The following is a 15,311-nucleotide window of genomic DNA, read 5'->3' as shown; positions in this document are numbered from 1 at the left end:
ACCGTCGACACGTGACCCGCGCCACGCATCCCCTCGCCCTCGCCCCTGTGACCGCTCCGGAGACGTCGGCCGACGCATTCGTCGCCGACTTCCTGCACAACCTCAATTTCGACCGTGGTGTCGCACTGTCGGCGTCGAGCGAGAACGATCGGTACTTCGCGCTCGCGCACACGGTCCGCGACTACCTGATGGCGCGATGGCTCGAGGATCTGCGCCGCCAGAAGGAGTCGCAGGCGAAGGGCGTCTGCTATCTCTCGGCCGAGTATCTTCTGGGCCGCCAGCTCGACAACAACCTTCTCGCCGGAGGGCTCGCCGACATCGCGCAGGAGGCGCTCGCATCGTGCGGCGTCTCGCTCGACGATCTGCGCCAGCACGAGGTGGAACCGGGGCTCGGCAACGGCGGCCTCGGCCGGCTCGCGGCCTGCTTCGTCGACTCGCTCGCGACGCTCGGCGTGCCGAGCATCGGCTACGGCATCCGCTACGAGTACGGGATCTTCCGGCAGACGTTCGTCGACGGCCAGCAGGTCGAGCAGCCGGATTCCTGGCTGTCGCTCGGCTCGCCGTGGGAGTTCGCCCGCCCGGAGGACGCGCAGACGATCGCCTTCGGCGGTCACACCGAGACCTACGACGACGAGGGCGTCACGCGCTCGCGCTGGGTGCCGGGGTGGAACGTGCAGGCGGTGCCGTACAACTACATGATCCCCGGCTTTCAGAACGGCCGAGTGAACACTCTCCGGCTGTGGAGCGCGGTGGCGACCAAGGCTTTCGATCTGCGGATCTTCAATTCGGGCGACTACGAAGAGGCGGTGCGCGCCCAGACGTACGCCGAGACCATCTCCAAGGTGCTCTACCCGGAGGACTCGACGCCGCAGGGCAAGGAGTTGCGCCTGCAGCAGCAGTACTTCTTCGTCGCGGCATCCATCCACGACTTCCTCGACAGCATGCTCCCCGGCGACTACGACCTCGCGAAGCTCCCCGAGCGCGTGATCTTCCAGCTCAACGACACGCACCCGGTGATCGCGGTTCCCGAGTTCATGCGCGTTCTCGTCGACGAGAAGAAGATGGACTGGGATGCCGCGTGGGCGATCACGCGGCAGTGCTTCGCCTACACGTGCCACACGCTGCTGCCCGAGGCCCTCGAGGTCTGGCCCGTCGAGCTGCTCGGCCGTCTGCTCCCACGACACCTCGAGATCATCTACCGGATCAACGAGGAGTTCCTGGATGCCGTGCGCGCCCGCTACGGCGACGACGAGATGCGCATCCGCAACATGTCGATCATCGCGGAGCATCCGGTCCGTTCGGTCCGGATGGCGTACCTCGCGACGGTCGCGGGGGCGAAGGTCAACGGCGTCGCCGAACTGCACTCGCAACTGCTGCGCGACAAGGTGCTCAGCGACTTCGACGACTTCTTCCCCGGCAAGTTCACCAACGTGACCAACGGTGTCACGCCCCGTCGGTTCCTGCGCCTGGCGAATCCCGGGCTGTCGGGGCTCATCACCGAGGCGATCGGCGAGGGCTGGCTCACCGATCTCGAGCGCCTGCGCGAGCTGGAGCCGTTCGCCGACGACGCCGGGTTCCGCGCCTCCTTCGCCGAGGTCAAAGCCGCGAACAAGCGTCGGCTGAACGACGTGCTCCGTGAACGAGACGGATTCGAGGTGAGCGACGGTCACATGCTCGACGTGATGGTGAAGCGCCTGCACGAGTACAAGCGGCAGCTTCTGAAGGTGCTGCATGTGGTCTCGACCTACGAGGGCGTGGTGTCTGGGCGGGTCGCGGCATCCGATGTCCAGCCGCGCACCGTGATCTTCGGGGCGAAGGCCGCGCCGGGATACACGATGGCCAAGCGGATCATCCATCTGATCAACGCGGTGGGATCGGTCGTGAACAGCGACCCCCGGCTCGATGGGCGCCTGAAGGTCATCTTCCCGCCGAACTACAACGTGACCCTCGCCGAACGGGTCATCCCCGCCGCCGACCTCTCCGAACAGATCTCGCTCGCCGGAAAAGAGGCCTCGGGCACCGGCAACATGAAGTTCGCCCTCAACGGCGCCCTGACGATCGGCACCGATGACGGCGCCAACGTCGAGATCCGCGAACTCGTCGGCGACGACCACTTCTTCCTCTTCGGCATGAGCGAACCCGAGGTCGAGGCGCTCAGCGCACGCGGATATCGGCCCAGCGAGTTCTACCAGGCCGATGCCGGGCTCCGGGCCGCGATCGATCTGATCGCCTCAGGGGCGTTCTCACGCGGCGATCGCTCGGTCTTCGAGCCGGTCGTGTCGAATCTTCTCTACGAAGATCGGTTCATGGTGCTCGCCGACTACGCCTCGTACATCGCGGCCCAGGAGCGGGTGGATGCCGCGTACGCCGATCAGGAGGCGTGGACCCGCTCGGCCGTCCTCAACGTCGCCCGCACCGGATTCTTCTCCTCGGACCGATCGATCCGCGACTACATCGACCGCATCTGGCACACCCCGCCGCTGGCCTGACCCGCCCCGCCGGCCTCCCGCGCATCCACTTCGCACTCGGGACGTCTGCAGGGGCCGGGCACGTCTGCAGGAGCATCCCACCCGTTCGTGTCCTGCATTCGTGCGCCGATCCTGCAGACGTTCCGAGAAATCGCGATGCGTCTTGACCAAATCGAGCTATATCGTGTTACGCTGTTCAAACGCGATATAGCGCGATTCCGAACAAGGAGAAGCAACATGACCGAGAAGTGGCTCATCGCCCCGGGCGAGGAACGCGTGATCGACATCGAGAACGTGACCCGTCTGAAGATCGGGCTCGTCGGCGGGCAGGTCGACGTGATCGCCCATGACGAGCCCGGCATCCGCATCGAGGTGCACGGCGTCACCACCAAGGACCTTCGCATCGAGTCGATCGACGGCCAGGTCGAGATCGATCACCCGCAGCTGGGCTGGGACAACTTCCTCGAGGTGTTCCGCAACTTCGGCGCTGGCGGCCCCAAGGCCGAGGTCAGCGTCGCCGTCCCCCGCTCGATCGCCCTGAACCTGGGCGTGGTCAGCGCCGGTGCGCTCGTCTCCGGCATCCGCAACGATGCCCGGCTGAGCACCGTCTCGGGCGACATCATCGTCGACACGCTGATCGGCGACCTCTCGATCAACACCGTCTCGGGCGACGTGCAGGTGCGTGGCCTGACCGGGTCGATCAACGCCAACAGCGTCTCGGGTGATGTCGCCGCCACGGGAACGATCCGCAAGGCGACCGTCGACATCGTGTCGGGGACGACCATGATCGATGCAGCAGGAGACGTGAACGCCATAAACGTGAACTCAGTCTCCGGCGGCACGACCGTGCGGCTCGACGAGTCCCTCGCGGCCAACTACGTGATCCGCTCGATGAGCGGACGCATCCTCGTCGACGGAGTCGAGCGAGGATCGAGCGGTCCCAGCAACTTCACCGGTTCGACCGGTGAACTCGCCGGACGCTTCGTCGACCTGCGCGCGAACTCCGTCTCGGGCGGGGTGACCGTGCTGCGCCGCGCGACCGAGTCGATCGTGAACGACCCGGAGTGGGAAGCATGAGCCCGGCAGTCTTCTCCCACGGCGACCTGCGCCTGTACCTGCTCGCGCTGATCGCGGAGTCCCCGCAGCACGGCTACGGCATCATCCAGGCCCTCACCGACCGGACGGGCGGCACATACACGCCCAGCGCCGGCACGATCTACCCGCGACTGGCGAAGCTCGAAGAGGAGGGCCTCGTCACGAAGACCGTCGACGGCCGCACCACGATCTACACGATCACCGACGCCGGACGGGCCGAGGTCACGGCGCGCGAGGGCGAACTCGCGGGCATCGAGGCCGGGCTCACCGATTCGGTACGGCTGATCGCGAACGAAGTCCGCCAGAGCGTGCAGGAGGCGATGAAAAGCCTCCGCGCCGATCTCGCCAGCGCGGCGCGCGACGATCGCGCGTCGTCGAAGACCCGCCCGCGCACTCCCGCAGACGACGAGCGGATCGTCAGCCGCGAAGAGATCCATCGGGCGGATGCCGTCATCAACGCGTTTCGCGCCAGGGTGCGCACCGATCTGCGCACGCATGTCGCGCGCGGCGGCGTGCTGCCGGCATCCATCGTCTCCGAGCTCGAAGACGGCCTGGAGGCGGCGTCCAAGGGCGTCACCGCGGCGCTGGCCGCGCTGCAGGCACCCGGTCGTTGAGGGAGCGACCTCTCCACGCCGGTCGTTGAGCGAGCGAAGCGAGACGAAACGCGGAATCAGTCGTAGGACCGATTCCGCGTTTCTTCTCGTCGCTGAGCTCCTCGCCCAACGACCGGAGAGCTACTCGACCCAGATGTCCTTCTGGGTGTCCGGAACAGGCTCTTCCAGGGGCACCACGAGCACCGAACGATGCTGACGGTGTGCCAGGCGCGCGGCGACCGATCCGGTGAAGAACTCGCGGATCGACTCGCCGATGCCGCGCTTGCGCGTGCCGACGACGATCAGCTGCGCGTCGAGCTTGTTTGCGAGCTGCTTGATCGCGATGGCGGGGTCGCCGACGAGCTGGCGAGCGGTCCAGGTGAGTCCGGTGCTGTCGAGCACAGCGGATGCGGTGGCCTGCACGGCTTCGAACTCCGCAGCTCCGGCTTCGAAGTTGATGTCGATCGGAGCGGAGTGCACGTAGCCGTCGGGGTCTTCGTAGGTGACGAACCGAGTGACGTCGACGTGCACGACGACCAGGGGCGCGCCGAGGAGGCGCGCGTACTTCATGGCTTCGTCCAGCACGTGCTGCGACTGGTCGGGCTGCAGCCCGACGATCACCGCTTTCTGCAGAGCCGCGTTCTGTGCGGCTTCCTCGCTCGGCGCAGAGGGGTTGTCGGTCATGAGAATCGCTCCCTTCACCAGGCGGGCCACAGCGAGAGGGCCTTACCCGCGTGCTATTCTGAATGCTACTCTTACCGGCCTCGAGCCGGTGTCCTGAAACGCGCCGGGCCCCACCGCCCGGCTGCTGACTCGTGAGGGGGTCTCGCGCATGGGCCGTGGCCGTCAAAAGGCGAAGCACACCAAAATCGCCCGCGAACTCAAGTCGTTCAGTCCGTCTGTGAACTATTCGGCGCTGGAACGAGAGCTCGGGCACCCGAGCGACGACTCGGAACCCGAGTACGTCGACAAGTGGGCCGATGAGTACGCCGACGAAGACGAGGACGAACTAGAGAAGGCCTGACCGCCTCTTCTGCTCGTCGTCTCCCCCCGCGCGTTGCGCGGGGGTTTCGTCGTACCCGGAGGTCTGCGCCATCAGCCGGCGGCTCGACGTTTCTCCCACCGTTCCAGCCACTCGTGCCATCGGCGACGCGACCGTCGATGAGCGCGTCCGAGTATTCCGATGCAGCGCAACCTCCTGTTAGGGTCGGTCTGTGGGAACAATATGCTTCGCGCCCGTGACGGGGCGCTTCTTCACCTTCCGCGACCGCCGCGACTGACGGCGCGCTCGCACCGGCTCGATTGAGCGCGCCGTTCTCCGAGATGTCACTACGCACCTCGGAAGGCACTTTCGCGCGCCCTCGGCCCGGCCCTTCCTCGGTGCTCCAGATCCTTCCCCTTGGAGCATTTCCATGCCTCGTTCCACCTTCGGCGGCCGCCACGAACTCGGCCAGAACTTCCTCGTCCACCGCTCGAGCCTCGACATCCTCGCCGCGCTCGCCAGCTCGACGACCGGACCGATCCTCGAGCTCGGCGCCGGCGACGGTGCCATCACCCGGCGGCTGGCGACGACCGGAAGGCACGTCACCGCGATTGAGATCGATGAGCACCGGGCACGACGGCTCGCGCGCGTTCTCCCGCACGTGCACGTGGTGCACGCCGACGCGTTGCACCACCCGCTCGACGCGCCGGTCATCATCGGGAACATCCCGTTCCATCTGACGACGCCCATCCTTCGACGACTCCTGTCGACGCACTCGTGGAAGCACGCCGTCCTCGTCACGCAATGGGAGGTCGCCCGCAAGCGTGCAGGCGTGGGCGCCCGCACAATGATGACCGCGCAGAGTGCGCCGTGGTTCGAGTTCGCTCTGCGCGGCAGGGTACCCGCCTGGGGGTTCGTCCCTCGTGCGGGCGTCGACGGCGGCATCCTCACGATCACCCGACGCGCTTCACCTCTGATACCCCTCCGAGAACGACAGCGGTACGAGAGATTCGTCCGTGACGTCTTCACGGGCCGCGGCGGCAGGCTCGACAGCATCGTCCGGCGGGCGTCCACTCTCACATCCGCTTCGGCCGCGCGAGCCCTGTCCGAGGCCGGCGTGACGCCCAGGGCGCTGCCTCGTGATCTCGATGCGGAGCAATGGGCGGCTCTGTGGCGGGCGGCCCGAGGCTGACCGGGTCAGCGCGCGAGGCGGCCTCGGCCGGCGCCAACCAGTTCGATCCAGCGGCTGACGAGCGGCTCGACAGGCGACCAGCACATCGTCCGACCCGAGGAACAGCCTGACGAGGCCGCTCTCCCGATCGCCCGGTCACCAACGGCCGTACCGGCGCTCCCAGTCCTCTTCGATGGTGCGACGTCGCCCGGCGATCCATCCTGCCGGGATCACCGCGATCAGGACGCCGACGAGCAGCAGCAGCGGTACCTGCCAGCTGCCGGTCGCCTCGTGCAGCACCCCGATGAGAAGCGGGAACAGCGCAGCCACTGCGTAGCCGATGCTCTGCGCGAACCCGCTGAGCGCGACGGCGCTCTCGGGCGTGCGAGAGCGGATGCTGAGCAGCACCAGGCTCAGCGGGAACAGCATCGGCGCGAGGCCGAACATCGCGACCCAGAGCGGAAGACCCACCGTCGGCACGAACAGCAGCCCGGCGAGACCGATCAGTCCGCAGGCGATCCCGAAGAAGAAGACGGGACGGGTCGCGTGGAAACGCACGATCAGGATCGGCACGAGGAGCGAGCAGGGCATGCCCATCAGACCGAACAGGGAGAGCAGCAGCCCCGCGTCGGCGGCCGACACTCCTCCGACGTCGATCAGGATCGCGGGTAGCCATGCGAACGATACGTAGGCGAGCGTCGACGAGGCTCCGAACACCAGGGCGATCGACCAGGCCATCGGCAGCCGCCACAGCCGACCGAACACCTTGGGGTTCGCGGGACTCGTGACGATCGGACCGGTCGCCACCTCGGCCGCGTCGCGGTCGTCGGGATTCTCGACGAAAGGCGGCTTGACCAGCGCGCCCGCCGCCCCGCTCGCACCAGTGCGGTCGGTCAGCAGCATCGTCACCCACGGGATCAGCGCGAGAGCGGCGAAGACTCCCCACAGCCCGAGCGAGACACGCCACCCCGCGGAATCCGCGATCGGCACGGCCACGAGCGGCGGCACGAAGGTCGACACGGCCATGGTCGTCGAGTACACGGTCATCATGAGGCCGAGGCGATCGGGGAAGTACTTCTTGACGAGCGGCGGCATCAGGATGTTGCCCGAGCCGACACCGGCGAACACCACCGTGGTCGCCGCCAGCAGCGACGTCGAGTCCCCGGAAAGGCTGCGCAGCACGAGACCCGCGGCGATGAGGCCGATCGCCGCGACGGCGACGCGTTCGAGACCGAACCGTCGTTCGAACAGCGGCGTGAGCAGCCCGAACACGGCGAAGCAGACGGGCGGCGCTGCACCGATGAGCCCGGCCACGACCGAGGAGATCGGGAACTCCTCGGCGACGTGGTCGATCACCGGCGACAGCGACGCGACCGCCGAGCGCAGCGAGAACGCGACGAGGACGATGCCGAGCAACGCAAGAGCCCGGCCCTCCCAGAGAGGCCGGCCCTTCGGCAGGCTCAGGGACCCGGACATCAAGAGGTCTGCGACTCCTCGACCCAGCTCAGGTACTCGTCGCTCACCGTGCCGGTGACGTAACGACCGTCGAAGCAGCTCATGTCGAGTTCGGTCACGCCCGACCCCTCGGTGATCGCGGCCTTGAGGTCGTCGACCTCCTGGTAGACGAGGTGGTCGACGCCGAGCTCCGTGGCGATCTCGGGGATCGTGCGGCCGTGGGCGATGAGCTCGTGCCGAGAAGGCATGTTGATGCCGTAGACGTGCGGATGCCGCACCGGAGGCGCGGCAGAGGCGAACGTGACGGATTTCGCACCGGCATCCCGAGCCATCTGGATGATCTGCTTCGAGGTGGTGCCGCGGACGATCGAGTCGTCGATGAGCAGCACGTGCTTGCCCTTGAACTCGGTGGACATCGCGTTCAGCTTCTGACGCACGCTCTTCTTGCGCACCGCCTGGCCCGGCATGATGAAGGTGCGGCCCACGTAGCGGTTCTTGTAGAAGCCCTCGCGGTATTCGATGCCGAGCTTGCGGGCGACCTCCATCGCGGCGGGGCGCGAGGAGTCGGGGATCGGCATCACGACGTCGATCTCGTCCATCGGCACGTGCTTGGCGATCGTGTCGGCGAGGCGGTCGCCCATGCGCAGGCGCGACTCGTAGACCGAGATGCCGTTCATGACCGAGTCCGGGCGTGCGAGGTAGACGTATTCGAACGCGCACGGCGCGAGAGTCGTGTTCTCGGAACACTGCTGCGAGTGCAGCTCGCCGTCGTTCGTGATGAACACGGCCTCGCCGGGTTCGACCTCGCGGACGACCTCGTAGTCGCCGTTCTCGAGCACCAGCGATTCGCTCGCGACGACCCACTCGCTCTTTCCCTCGACGGCGGCCGAGGGTCGACGGCCGAGGATGAGCGGACGGATGCCGAAGGGATCGCGGAACGCGAGCAGACCGTATCCGGCGATCACCGCGATGACGGCGTATGCGCCCTCGATGCGCTGATGCGTGCGGGCGACGGCCTCGAACACGCGCTCGGGGTCGAGATCGACGGTCGAGGTGGTGTTCTGCAGCTCGCCCGCGAGCACGTTCAGCAGCAGCTCGGTGTCGCTCGAGGAGTTCAGGTGGCGGCGGTCGCGCTTGGCCATGTCGGCGGTGAGCTCGCGCGTGTTGGTGAGGTTGCCGTTGTGGATGAGGATGATGCCGTACGGCGCGTTCACGTAGAACGGCTGCATCTCCTCTTCGTTCGAGGCGGTGCCCTTGGTCGCGTAGCGCACGTGTCCGAGGCCGACATTGCCGAGAAGCGCGCGCATGTCGCGGGTGCGGAAGGCCTCGCGGACCATGCCCTGCGCCTTCGCGTTGTGCATGACGCCGTTCGACTCGGCGGTGGCGATGCCCGTCGCGTCCTGCCCGCGGTGCTGCAGCAGGAGCAGAGCGTCGTAGATGTCCTGGTTGACCGGGGCCGTTCCGACCATTCCGACGATGCCGCACATGGAGTGTCTACTTCATCCGTTTCTTCAGTGAGAGGCGTATGCGCCGACGAGGCGCACCGCTCCGCCGTCGACGCCCTTGGCGCCCTGTTCGAACTCTCCGGCCGGACGTGCGCCGAAGCCCACCGTCGCGACCTGCCACGCGGGCATGCCCTCTGCGGCGAGCGCCGCGATCGCGGCATCCTTCTTGTCCTGCGCGATCACCGCGAGGAAGCCGATGCCGAGGTTCCAGGTGCCCTCCGCAGACTCGAGAGAGGAGCCGGCGATGTCGCTGAGCACGCGGAAGACCGGGCTGGGCGACCAGGTGCTGCGGTCGACTTCGGCCCAGCTCCCCTGCGGGAGCACACGTGCGAGGTTCGCCGCGATGCCGCCGCCGGTCACGTGGCTGAGCGCGTGCACGGCTGGGGCCCCTGAGCCGCCTGTCGAAGAGCCGAGCGCGTCGATCAGGCGCAGCAGAGGAAGCGTGTAGAGCCGCGTCGGCTCGAGCAGCGCCTCGCCCCAGGTTGTGCCGAAGTCGGCGGCCTGGTCGGCGTATGCGATGCCCGCGTTCGTGATGATGTGGCGCACGAGCGAGTAGCCGTTCGAGTGCAGACCGCTCGACTGCACGGCGAGCACGACGTCGCCGTCCTGCACGCGCTCGGCGCCGAGGATCGCGTCGGCCTCGACGACACCTGTCGCAGCTCCCGCCACGTCGTAGTCGCGCGGACCGAGGAGGCCGGGGTGCTCTGCCGTCTCGCCGCCGACGAGCGCCGTGCCCGTGGCCGAGCACGCCTCGGCGATGCCGCGCACGATGTCGGCGATGCGCTGCGGGACGACCTTGCCGCACGCGATGTAGTCGGTCATGAACAGCGGCTTGGCGCCCACCACGACGATGTCGTCGACGACCATGCCGACCAGGTCCTGGCCGATCGTGTCGTGCTTGTCGATCGCCTGGGCGATCGCCACCTTCGTGCCGACGCCGTCGGTGCTGCTCGCGAGCAGCGGACGGCGGTAGCCGAGCAGCGCGCTGGCATCGAAGAGGCCGGCGAATCCGCCGACACCGCCGAGCACTTCAAGGCCGTGCGTCGCGCGCACGGAAGACTTCATCAGCTCGACGGCGAGATCACCTGCAGCGGTGTCGACGCCGGCTTCGGAATAGGGATTGGTGGGGGAGGCAGCCACCCCTCGATCCTACCGTCCCGCCGCCTGCCCGATCTCCGAGAAGGCGGAGAGCGGATGCCGGGGCACCCCGCCGAGCGGAAGGTCCGGCACGCCGGTGAGTCGCTGATCCCGCCGCCCGCCCGATCCGCAGCCTCGGCCGATCGTCGCCAGGCCGTCGGATCCGCTCTGCGGGAACCAGATCACTCCGGTCGCAGTTGGTGCCGCTGGCAGCATCCGCCGCTCGGTTCCGGTCGCAGTTCGTGCCGCTTCCATCCGAATGAGGCGGCACGAATCGCGACCGGAACCGCCGGGACGGGCGACGAGACGGCACGAAGTGCGACCGGAACGAGGCGGATACGACGGGAAGAACGCGGCGGGATTCTCCGCGGAGGGGCGCGGCGACCGCCGCGCGAAATACGATGGGCACATGTCTGAGAAGCCGCAGTGGCTGATCCGCGAAGACGCGGGCGTTCCGGTGCTCGTCGCGCTCGCGCTGCGGCAGGCCCTCGGCATCCGCGTGCCCGCAGACCTTCCGAGCCTGCGCGATCTGCCGGTCAGAGCGCATGACGCGATCGAAGCGACCCCGGAGATCGAGAGCCAGTGGCTCGACTACTGGGACATGACGGTGGAACCGCGCGCCCACCCCTCCGGTGTGCCGCTCGAACTCGTCGACGGCTTCGACACCCTCGTCGCGCTGCCGGCGTCGGGCGCAGCGGAGCTCACCGCCGCGATCGCGCCGCATGCGGCATCCTCTCTGCAGTACGCGCGGGCCGCTCACGATCGCTACGTGTCCTCGGTCAAGAGCCACACCGGCGGCGACTCCTACCGCGCGTACGCCAGTGCGATCGCCGAGTTCGAACGCGAAGTCGGCCGCCGCGCGCATTCCTTCGAGCTGAACGTGCAGGTGCTGCCGTTCTCGCAGCGGGGGATCTGGTGGATCGGAGCGCTCACCGTCGCAGTGACCGACGGGCTGCGCCGCGACATCGTCGCGTTCGACGGGGCGATCCGCCCCATCATCGGCGAGCTGGCGTGAGAGCGGTCAGTCGCTCTCGATGATCGTCTCGCGCTGAACCCGCACGACGTGGTCCTTGCGCCGCGCGATGCGCTCGGCGATGAGTCCGGCGACACCGCCGAGGGCGAGGCCGATCGGCGCCGTCCACAGCAGGAGGAATCCGAAGACCTGGCCTGCGGGGTAGACGACGTTCAGCGCCTCTGAGGGCTCGAAGCTGCCAGCGAACGTGAGGACGCCTGCGACGATCACGCCGACCACGACGCCGATGCCCATGAAGACGCCGTAACGCGGAACCTTGCGCACTGTCGCGGAGGCGATCTGAGCGGAGTCTGAGGGGGCCATGCGTCCATTCTCCCACCGTTGCCTGTGGGGCGCACCGCCCTGCAGGTCGCCGCGGGCGCACACCTGCAGGGCCGAATCCCCCCGATCCGGCCCTGCAGCGCCCCTCCGGGTGAGGCGGTCGAGCTCAGCCCTCCGCGACCTCGGCGACCTCGACCCTCCGACGTGCGATCAGCACGCCGCCGCCGACGAGGAGCAGCACGAGCACGACCCCGCCGCCGATCCACGGCCACACCGGCGCACCCTCGTGAGACGCGATCTCGGTGACCGCGCTGAGTGCCGTCGCAGCGTCCGTTTCCTCTTCGTCCGAGGCGGCGGCCACGCCGCACTCCGCCCCGACCGGGATCACCGCGCTCACCGGGTCGAGCTGCTCGCCCGCGGCGTAGGTTCCGAAGGCTGCCGCTCCGGCATCGGTCAGCGTGGCCGCAGCCGCGTCGACCGTGATCGCACCGTCGGCCGCCTCGGGCAGCGCGAACTCTGCGAAGCGGACGTCCTTCTGATCGATGCTCTCGCCCGCCTGCGTCGTGCCGCTGACGTCGACCACGATGTAGCCCGTCTCGCCCGCCAGCTCGATGCGGAAGTTCGACACGGTCGTGTCGAGAGCTCCGTCGTGACCCGTGAACGCGATGGCGCCGCCGTAGGTCACCAGACCCGCACGGGTCTCATCGTCGAGCGAGCCGCTGCCGCCGCTCCAGACGAAATCGGGGTATTCGTACGCGACGTCGGTCAGCGTCCAACCGCCGTGCGCGATGCCCTCGATGTAGGTGCGGAACGACTCCTTGAAGCCCCAGCTCAGAGTGGCGCCTTCGATCGAACACGCTCCGATCGCGGTCTGCCCGCGGGTGAGTGTGAACGCGAGTCCGCGATCGACCGAGCCCTGCAGCGTCAGCGTGTGCTCGCCGTTCTCGAGGGTCGCCGGCAGAGAGCCTGTCCAGCTGGCGGCGCCTGCGGCATCCGCGGTCACCGTGCCGAGCAGAACGGGCGTGGAGTACACGACGACTGCGATGTCCTTCTCGTTGGGCTGGAATCCGGACGCCGTGATCGTCGCTGTGCCGCCGGCCTGGAGAGCGGCGAGCGCCGCCTCGTCGATCTCGATGCCCGACGAGGAGGGAGCGGATGTCGGGATCGGCTTCTTCTTGACGACGGATGCCGCCGCCACCGTGCCCGTGGAGCCTGCAGGCGCGGCTGCCGCGGCGCCGACGGTGAAGCTCACCGGACTCAGCGCGGTGGAGTAGCCCTGCAGCACCTGATCGCGCCCGGCACTCGTGAGCGTTGCGGGCGCCTGTGAGTACGTGACCGCTCCGTTCGCCGTGATCTTCGCGGCCCGCGACAGGTCGAGAGTCGCGAAGGCGACCTGGCTGCCGCCGTTCGTCACGAACAGCGTGGCGGTGTCGGCAGTGCCGATGCGGATCTGCGGGCTCGAGATCGTGACGTCCAGCACCCCGTGGTGTCCGGTGAAGCGCACAGCGCCGACGTAGGACACCGTGCCGAGGCCGGTTGCGGCATCGAACGTGCTGCCCGCGGCCTGACCGAACTGGAACTGGCCGTTCGATCGTGTCGCGCCGCCTGACACGTCGATGGCGCCCTGCGCGATCGGGCCGGTGATGTAGTCGACGAACGAGGTCGACACCGCCCAGCGCAGAGAACCGCCGGGGACCGTGGCGACGGGGGACGTCGGCGTGCCCGGATCGACGGGGACCTCCGGTCCGGGCTTCAGGATGTCCCACTGCTGCGGCGTGATGGTCACGGCGGCCCGGGCGAGGATCGTGTCGGCGCCCGGCATGGTGTGCTGCTTCCACACGATGACCTCGTAGGTCTTCGTGCGGTCGAGCGTCTCGGCCGCCGCGGTCAGGTCGATCGTGAACGCGCCGCCGGTGATGCCACGGACGTACTGCATGGCGGCGAATCCGCCGCCCGCGGTGACCTCGGCCTCGGTGCCCGCCTCGATCAGGGCGACATAGGCGCCCGTGATCGTTCCGAGCTGCGCGCCGGCGGCAGAGATCGTGAGACCGTCCTTCGCCGTCGCGGACTTCACGGTGGCTGCGACGGAGGGCGCGTCAGGTCGAGGTGCGACAAGGTCCCAGTCCGCCTCGCTGATCGCGACGGCGGCCCGGGCGAGGATCGTGTCGGCGCCCGGCATGGTGTGCTGCTTCCACACGATGACCTCGTAGGTCTTCGTGCGGTCCAGTGCTGCGGCGGGCGCGTCGAGGGCGACTGTGAACGCGCCGCCGGTGATGCCGCGGACGTACTGCATCGCGGCGAATCCGCCGCCCGCGGTGACCTGGGCCTCGGTTCCGGTCTCGATGACCGCCGCATAGACCCCGGTGGTCGCGCCGAAGTTCTTGGCCGTCACGGTCGCCGTGATGCCGGCCGAGCCCGCAGACACGGCCGATGCGACCGAGATCGTCGGTGCTGTCGAGTAGCTCACCGCGACGCTGCGCTCCTGGTCGGCGTTCACGACACCGCCCGCGCCGTAGGTGTAGACGCCGTATGAGCCCGGCTTCGCCGGTGCGTCCTTCAGGGTCAGCGTCGCCTGGAACGTGCCGTCGGCGGCGATGTCGACCCACTGCGCGCGGATCGCCGACTGGTACTGCGGCGGCACCTGATCCAGCACGCCTTCGGCGAGCGCCCAGACCTGCGTTCCGACCGCGCGGGTGGAGGACGCGGCGCCGACGGACGGCTGCCAGTTCTCCGCGAAGTTGCCGAAGACGACGTAGGTGCCCTGAGGCAGGGTCGACGGGATCGGAACGCCGCGCCCGCCGACGTTCGCAGTCGGGTCGTAACCGGCGCCCTTCACGACGATCCGGTCGCCGGCCGTGAGCACGGCCCCTGCCGCAGGCGTGACACCGTCGGAGAGGAAGACCGAGAGCGATGCGGATGCGGGAGGCGTCGTGCCAGGGTCGGTGCCAGGGTCGGTCCCGGGATCAGTCCCGGGATCAGTTCCAGGGTCGGTCCCTGGATCGGTTCCCGGCGCCGTGCCGAACACGGAGTCCCACTGCCCGCCGCTGATCGCGACGTCGCCTCGCCCGTAGATCGTCGTGGCGTCGGGGTTCGAGTGCTGCTTCCAGATCAAGACCTCGTACACCTGTGCGCGGTCGAGCTTGTCGACCGGCGCGGTCAGAGTGAACGAGCTCGCTCCGCCCGACACCGTCGGGAACGGGATCGCGAACGCCGCGTATCCACCGCCGCCGGAGAGCCCGGCTTCTGTGCCCTTGACGATCAGCGCCGCGTAAGCGCCGGTCGCGTCGGCCGGAAGCCCGGATGCCTGCACTTGAACTGTGAGCCCCGATGCGTCCGCCGACGTCACAGAGGAGGATACCGAGCCGTCAGCCGCGTGCGCGGGAACGGCAACCGAGAGCCCGGTCACGAGGAGAAAGAGCGTTATCAGGGTGGCGAGGATCGCACGGGTGCGCGTGCTAGCCGAGGATGCTGTGGCTGTGTCGTTCACGGATTCTCTCCGGACCCCGCGGGGCGCACGTGAGCGCATGCCGTCGGTGCCGCTGTACAGTCGGACGAAGGGGAGTGTTTGGTTAGGCTTAGCTAAGTCCTACCGTTTCCGACAGTAGACCGGC

At 68.3% G+C, this 15,311-nt stretch carries 13 protein-coding genes; 6 read left to right on the top strand and 7 right to left on the bottom strand.

Annotated features, from left to right (window positions below; genetic code table 11):
* Positions 1–11 precede the first annotated feature (11 nt).
* The 3 genes from QFZ53_RS04795 (at position 12) to QFZ53_RS04785 (ending at position 4,177) form a co-directional block, all read left to right on the top strand.
* Positions 12–2,489: a glycogen/starch/alpha-glucan phosphorylase gene (locus QFZ53_RS04795; RefSeq protein ID WP_307294107.1), complete on the top strand. Its 2,478-nt coding sequence runs from the start codon at positions 12–14 to the stop codon at positions 2,487–2,489.
* A gap of 216 nt (positions 2,490–2,705) precedes the next feature.
* Complete coding sequence (locus QFZ53_RS04790; RefSeq protein ID WP_307294105.1) at positions 2,706–3,545, top strand: DUF4097 family beta strand repeat-containing protein; 840 nt, start codon at positions 2,706–2,708, stop codon at positions 3,543–3,545.
* Positions 3,542–4,177: a PadR family transcriptional regulator gene (locus tag QFZ53_RS04785; RefSeq protein WP_307294103.1), complete on the top strand. Its 636-nt coding sequence runs from the start codon at positions 3,542–3,544 to the stop codon at positions 4,175–4,177. Before QFZ53_RS04790 ends, QFZ53_RS04785 begins: the two co-directional genes overlap by 4 nt.
* A gap of 120 nt (positions 4,178–4,297) precedes the next feature.
* Here the strand turns inward: QFZ53_RS04785 and QFZ53_RS04780 are convergent, their stop codons facing one another.
* Entirely contained in the window at positions 4,298–4,840 is a 543-nt protein-coding gene (locus QFZ53_RS04780) for a universal stress protein (protein ID WP_307294102.1), read from the bottom strand.
* A 148-nt stretch (positions 4,841–4,988) separates the two neighbouring features.
* Between QFZ53_RS04780 and QFZ53_RS04775 the strand changes: the two genes are divergently transcribed.
* Together QFZ53_RS04775 and erm are read left to right on the top strand one after the other, a co-directional pair.
* Complete coding sequence (locus tag QFZ53_RS04775) at positions 4,989–5,180, top strand: DUF3073 domain-containing protein (RefSeq protein ID WP_045256918.1); 192 nt, start codon at positions 4,989–4,991, stop codon at positions 5,178–5,180.
* 388 nt (positions 5,181–5,568) lie between these two features.
* On the top strand, positions 5,569–6,330 hold the full coding sequence (erm, locus tag QFZ53_RS04770) for a 23S ribosomal RNA methyltransferase Erm (protein ID WP_307294101.1): 762 nt from the start codon (positions 5,569–5,571) through the stop codon (positions 6,328–6,330).
* A 135-nt stretch (positions 6,331–6,465) separates the two neighbouring features.
* On the opposite strand, the gene QFZ53_RS04765 is transcribed toward erm, so the two are convergent.
* From QFZ53_RS04765 to QFZ53_RS04750, 4 genes are read right to left on the bottom strand one after another with little or no spacing between them, the layout of a single operon-like run.
* Positions 6,466–7,785 (bottom strand): MFS transporter, encoded by a 1,320-nt coding sequence (locus tag QFZ53_RS04765; protein WP_307294099.1) that lies wholly within the window; start codon positions 7,783–7,785, stop codon positions 6,466–6,468.
* Complete coding sequence (gene purF / locus QFZ53_RS04760) at positions 7,785–9,251, bottom strand: amidophosphoribosyltransferase (protein ID WP_307294098.1); 1,467 nt, start codon at positions 9,249–9,251, stop codon at positions 7,785–7,787. The genes QFZ53_RS04765 and purF overlap by 1 nt, the downstream gene beginning before the upstream one ends.
* 24 nt (positions 9,252–9,275) lie before the next feature.
* Complete coding sequence (gene purM, locus QFZ53_RS04755; protein ID WP_307294097.1) at positions 9,276–10,409, bottom strand: phosphoribosylformylglycinamidine cyclo-ligase; 1,134 nt, start codon at positions 10,407–10,409, stop codon at positions 9,276–9,278.
* A 9-nt stretch (positions 10,410–10,418) separates the two neighbouring features.
* Positions 10,419–10,661: a hypothetical protein gene (locus tag QFZ53_RS04750; RefSeq protein ID WP_307294095.1), complete on the bottom strand. Its 243-nt coding sequence runs from the start codon at positions 10,659–10,661 to the stop codon at positions 10,419–10,421.
* 154 nt (positions 10,662–10,815) lie between these two features.
* Between QFZ53_RS04750 and QFZ53_RS04745 the strand changes: the two genes are divergently transcribed.
* Positions 10,816–11,421, top strand: a complete 606-nt coding sequence (locus tag QFZ53_RS04745) for a zinc-binding alcohol dehydrogenase (RefSeq protein WP_307294093.1) — start codon at positions 10,816–10,818, stop codon at positions 11,419–11,421.
* A 6-nt stretch (positions 11,422–11,427) separates the two neighbouring features.
* Here QFZ53_RS04745 and QFZ53_RS04740 read toward each other — a convergent pair whose 3' ends face one another.
* Together QFZ53_RS04740 and QFZ53_RS04735 are read right to left on the bottom strand one after the other, a co-directional pair.
* Complete coding sequence (locus tag QFZ53_RS04740; RefSeq protein WP_292907477.1) at positions 11,428–11,742, bottom strand: potassium transporter Trk; 315 nt, start codon at positions 11,740–11,742, stop codon at positions 11,428–11,430.
* A gap of 124 nt (positions 11,743–11,866) precedes the next feature.
* Positions 11,867–15,187, bottom strand: coding sequence for an HtaA domain-containing protein (locus QFZ53_RS04735; RefSeq protein ID WP_307294092.1), 3,321 nt, complete (start codon positions 15,185–15,187; stop codon positions 11,867–11,869).
* Positions 15,188–15,311: the final 124 nt, after the last annotated feature.

It is taken from the genome of Microbacterium natoriense, assembly GCF_030816295.1.
Classification (GTDB): domain Bacteria; phylum Actinomycetota; class Actinomycetes; order Actinomycetales; family Microbacteriaceae; genus Microbacterium; species Microbacterium natoriense_A.
The sequence above is the reverse complement of the archived record's forward strand: the minus strand, read 5'-3'. Positions and strand labels throughout refer to the sequence as shown.

Bases quoted from the DNA above. Each gene is read 5' to 3' on its own strand.
- QFZ53_RS04790 (WP_307294105.1), top strand. From the start codon at position 2,706: ATGACCGAGAAGTGGCTCATCGCCCCGGGCGAGGAACGCGTGATCGAC.
- QFZ53_RS04785 (WP_307294103.1), top strand. From the start codon at position 3,542: ATGAGCCCGGCAGTCTTCTCCCACGGCGACCTGCGCCTGTACCTGCTC.
- QFZ53_RS04780 (WP_307294102.1), bottom strand. From the start codon at position 4,840: ATGACCGACAACCCCTCTGCGCCGAGCGAGGAAGCCGCACAGAACGCG.
- QFZ53_RS04775 (WP_045256918.1), top strand. From the start codon at position 4,989: ATGGGCCGTGGCCGTCAAAAGGCGAAGCACACCAAAATCGCCCGCGAA.
- erm (WP_307294101.1), top strand. From the start codon at position 5,569: ATGCCTCGTTCCACCTTCGGCGGCCGCCACGAACTCGGCCAGAACTTC.
- QFZ53_RS04765 (WP_307294099.1), bottom strand. From the start codon at position 7,785: ATGTCCGGGTCCCTGAGCCTGCCGAAGGGCCGGCCTCTCTGGGAGGGC.
- purF (WP_307294098.1), bottom strand. From the start codon at position 9,251: ATGTGCGGCATCGTCGGAATGGTCGGAACGGCCCCGGTCAACCAGGAC.
- QFZ53_RS04750 (WP_307294095.1), bottom strand. From the start codon at position 10,661: ATGGAAGCGGCACGAACTGCGACCGGAACCGAGCGGCGGATGCTGCCA.
- QFZ53_RS04745 (WP_307294093.1), top strand. From the start codon at position 10,816: ATGTCTGAGAAGCCGCAGTGGCTGATCCGCGAAGACGCGGGCGTTCCG.
- QFZ53_RS04740 (WP_292907477.1), bottom strand. From the start codon at position 11,742: ATGGCCCCCTCAGACTCCGCTCAGATCGCCTCCGCGACAGTGCGCAAG.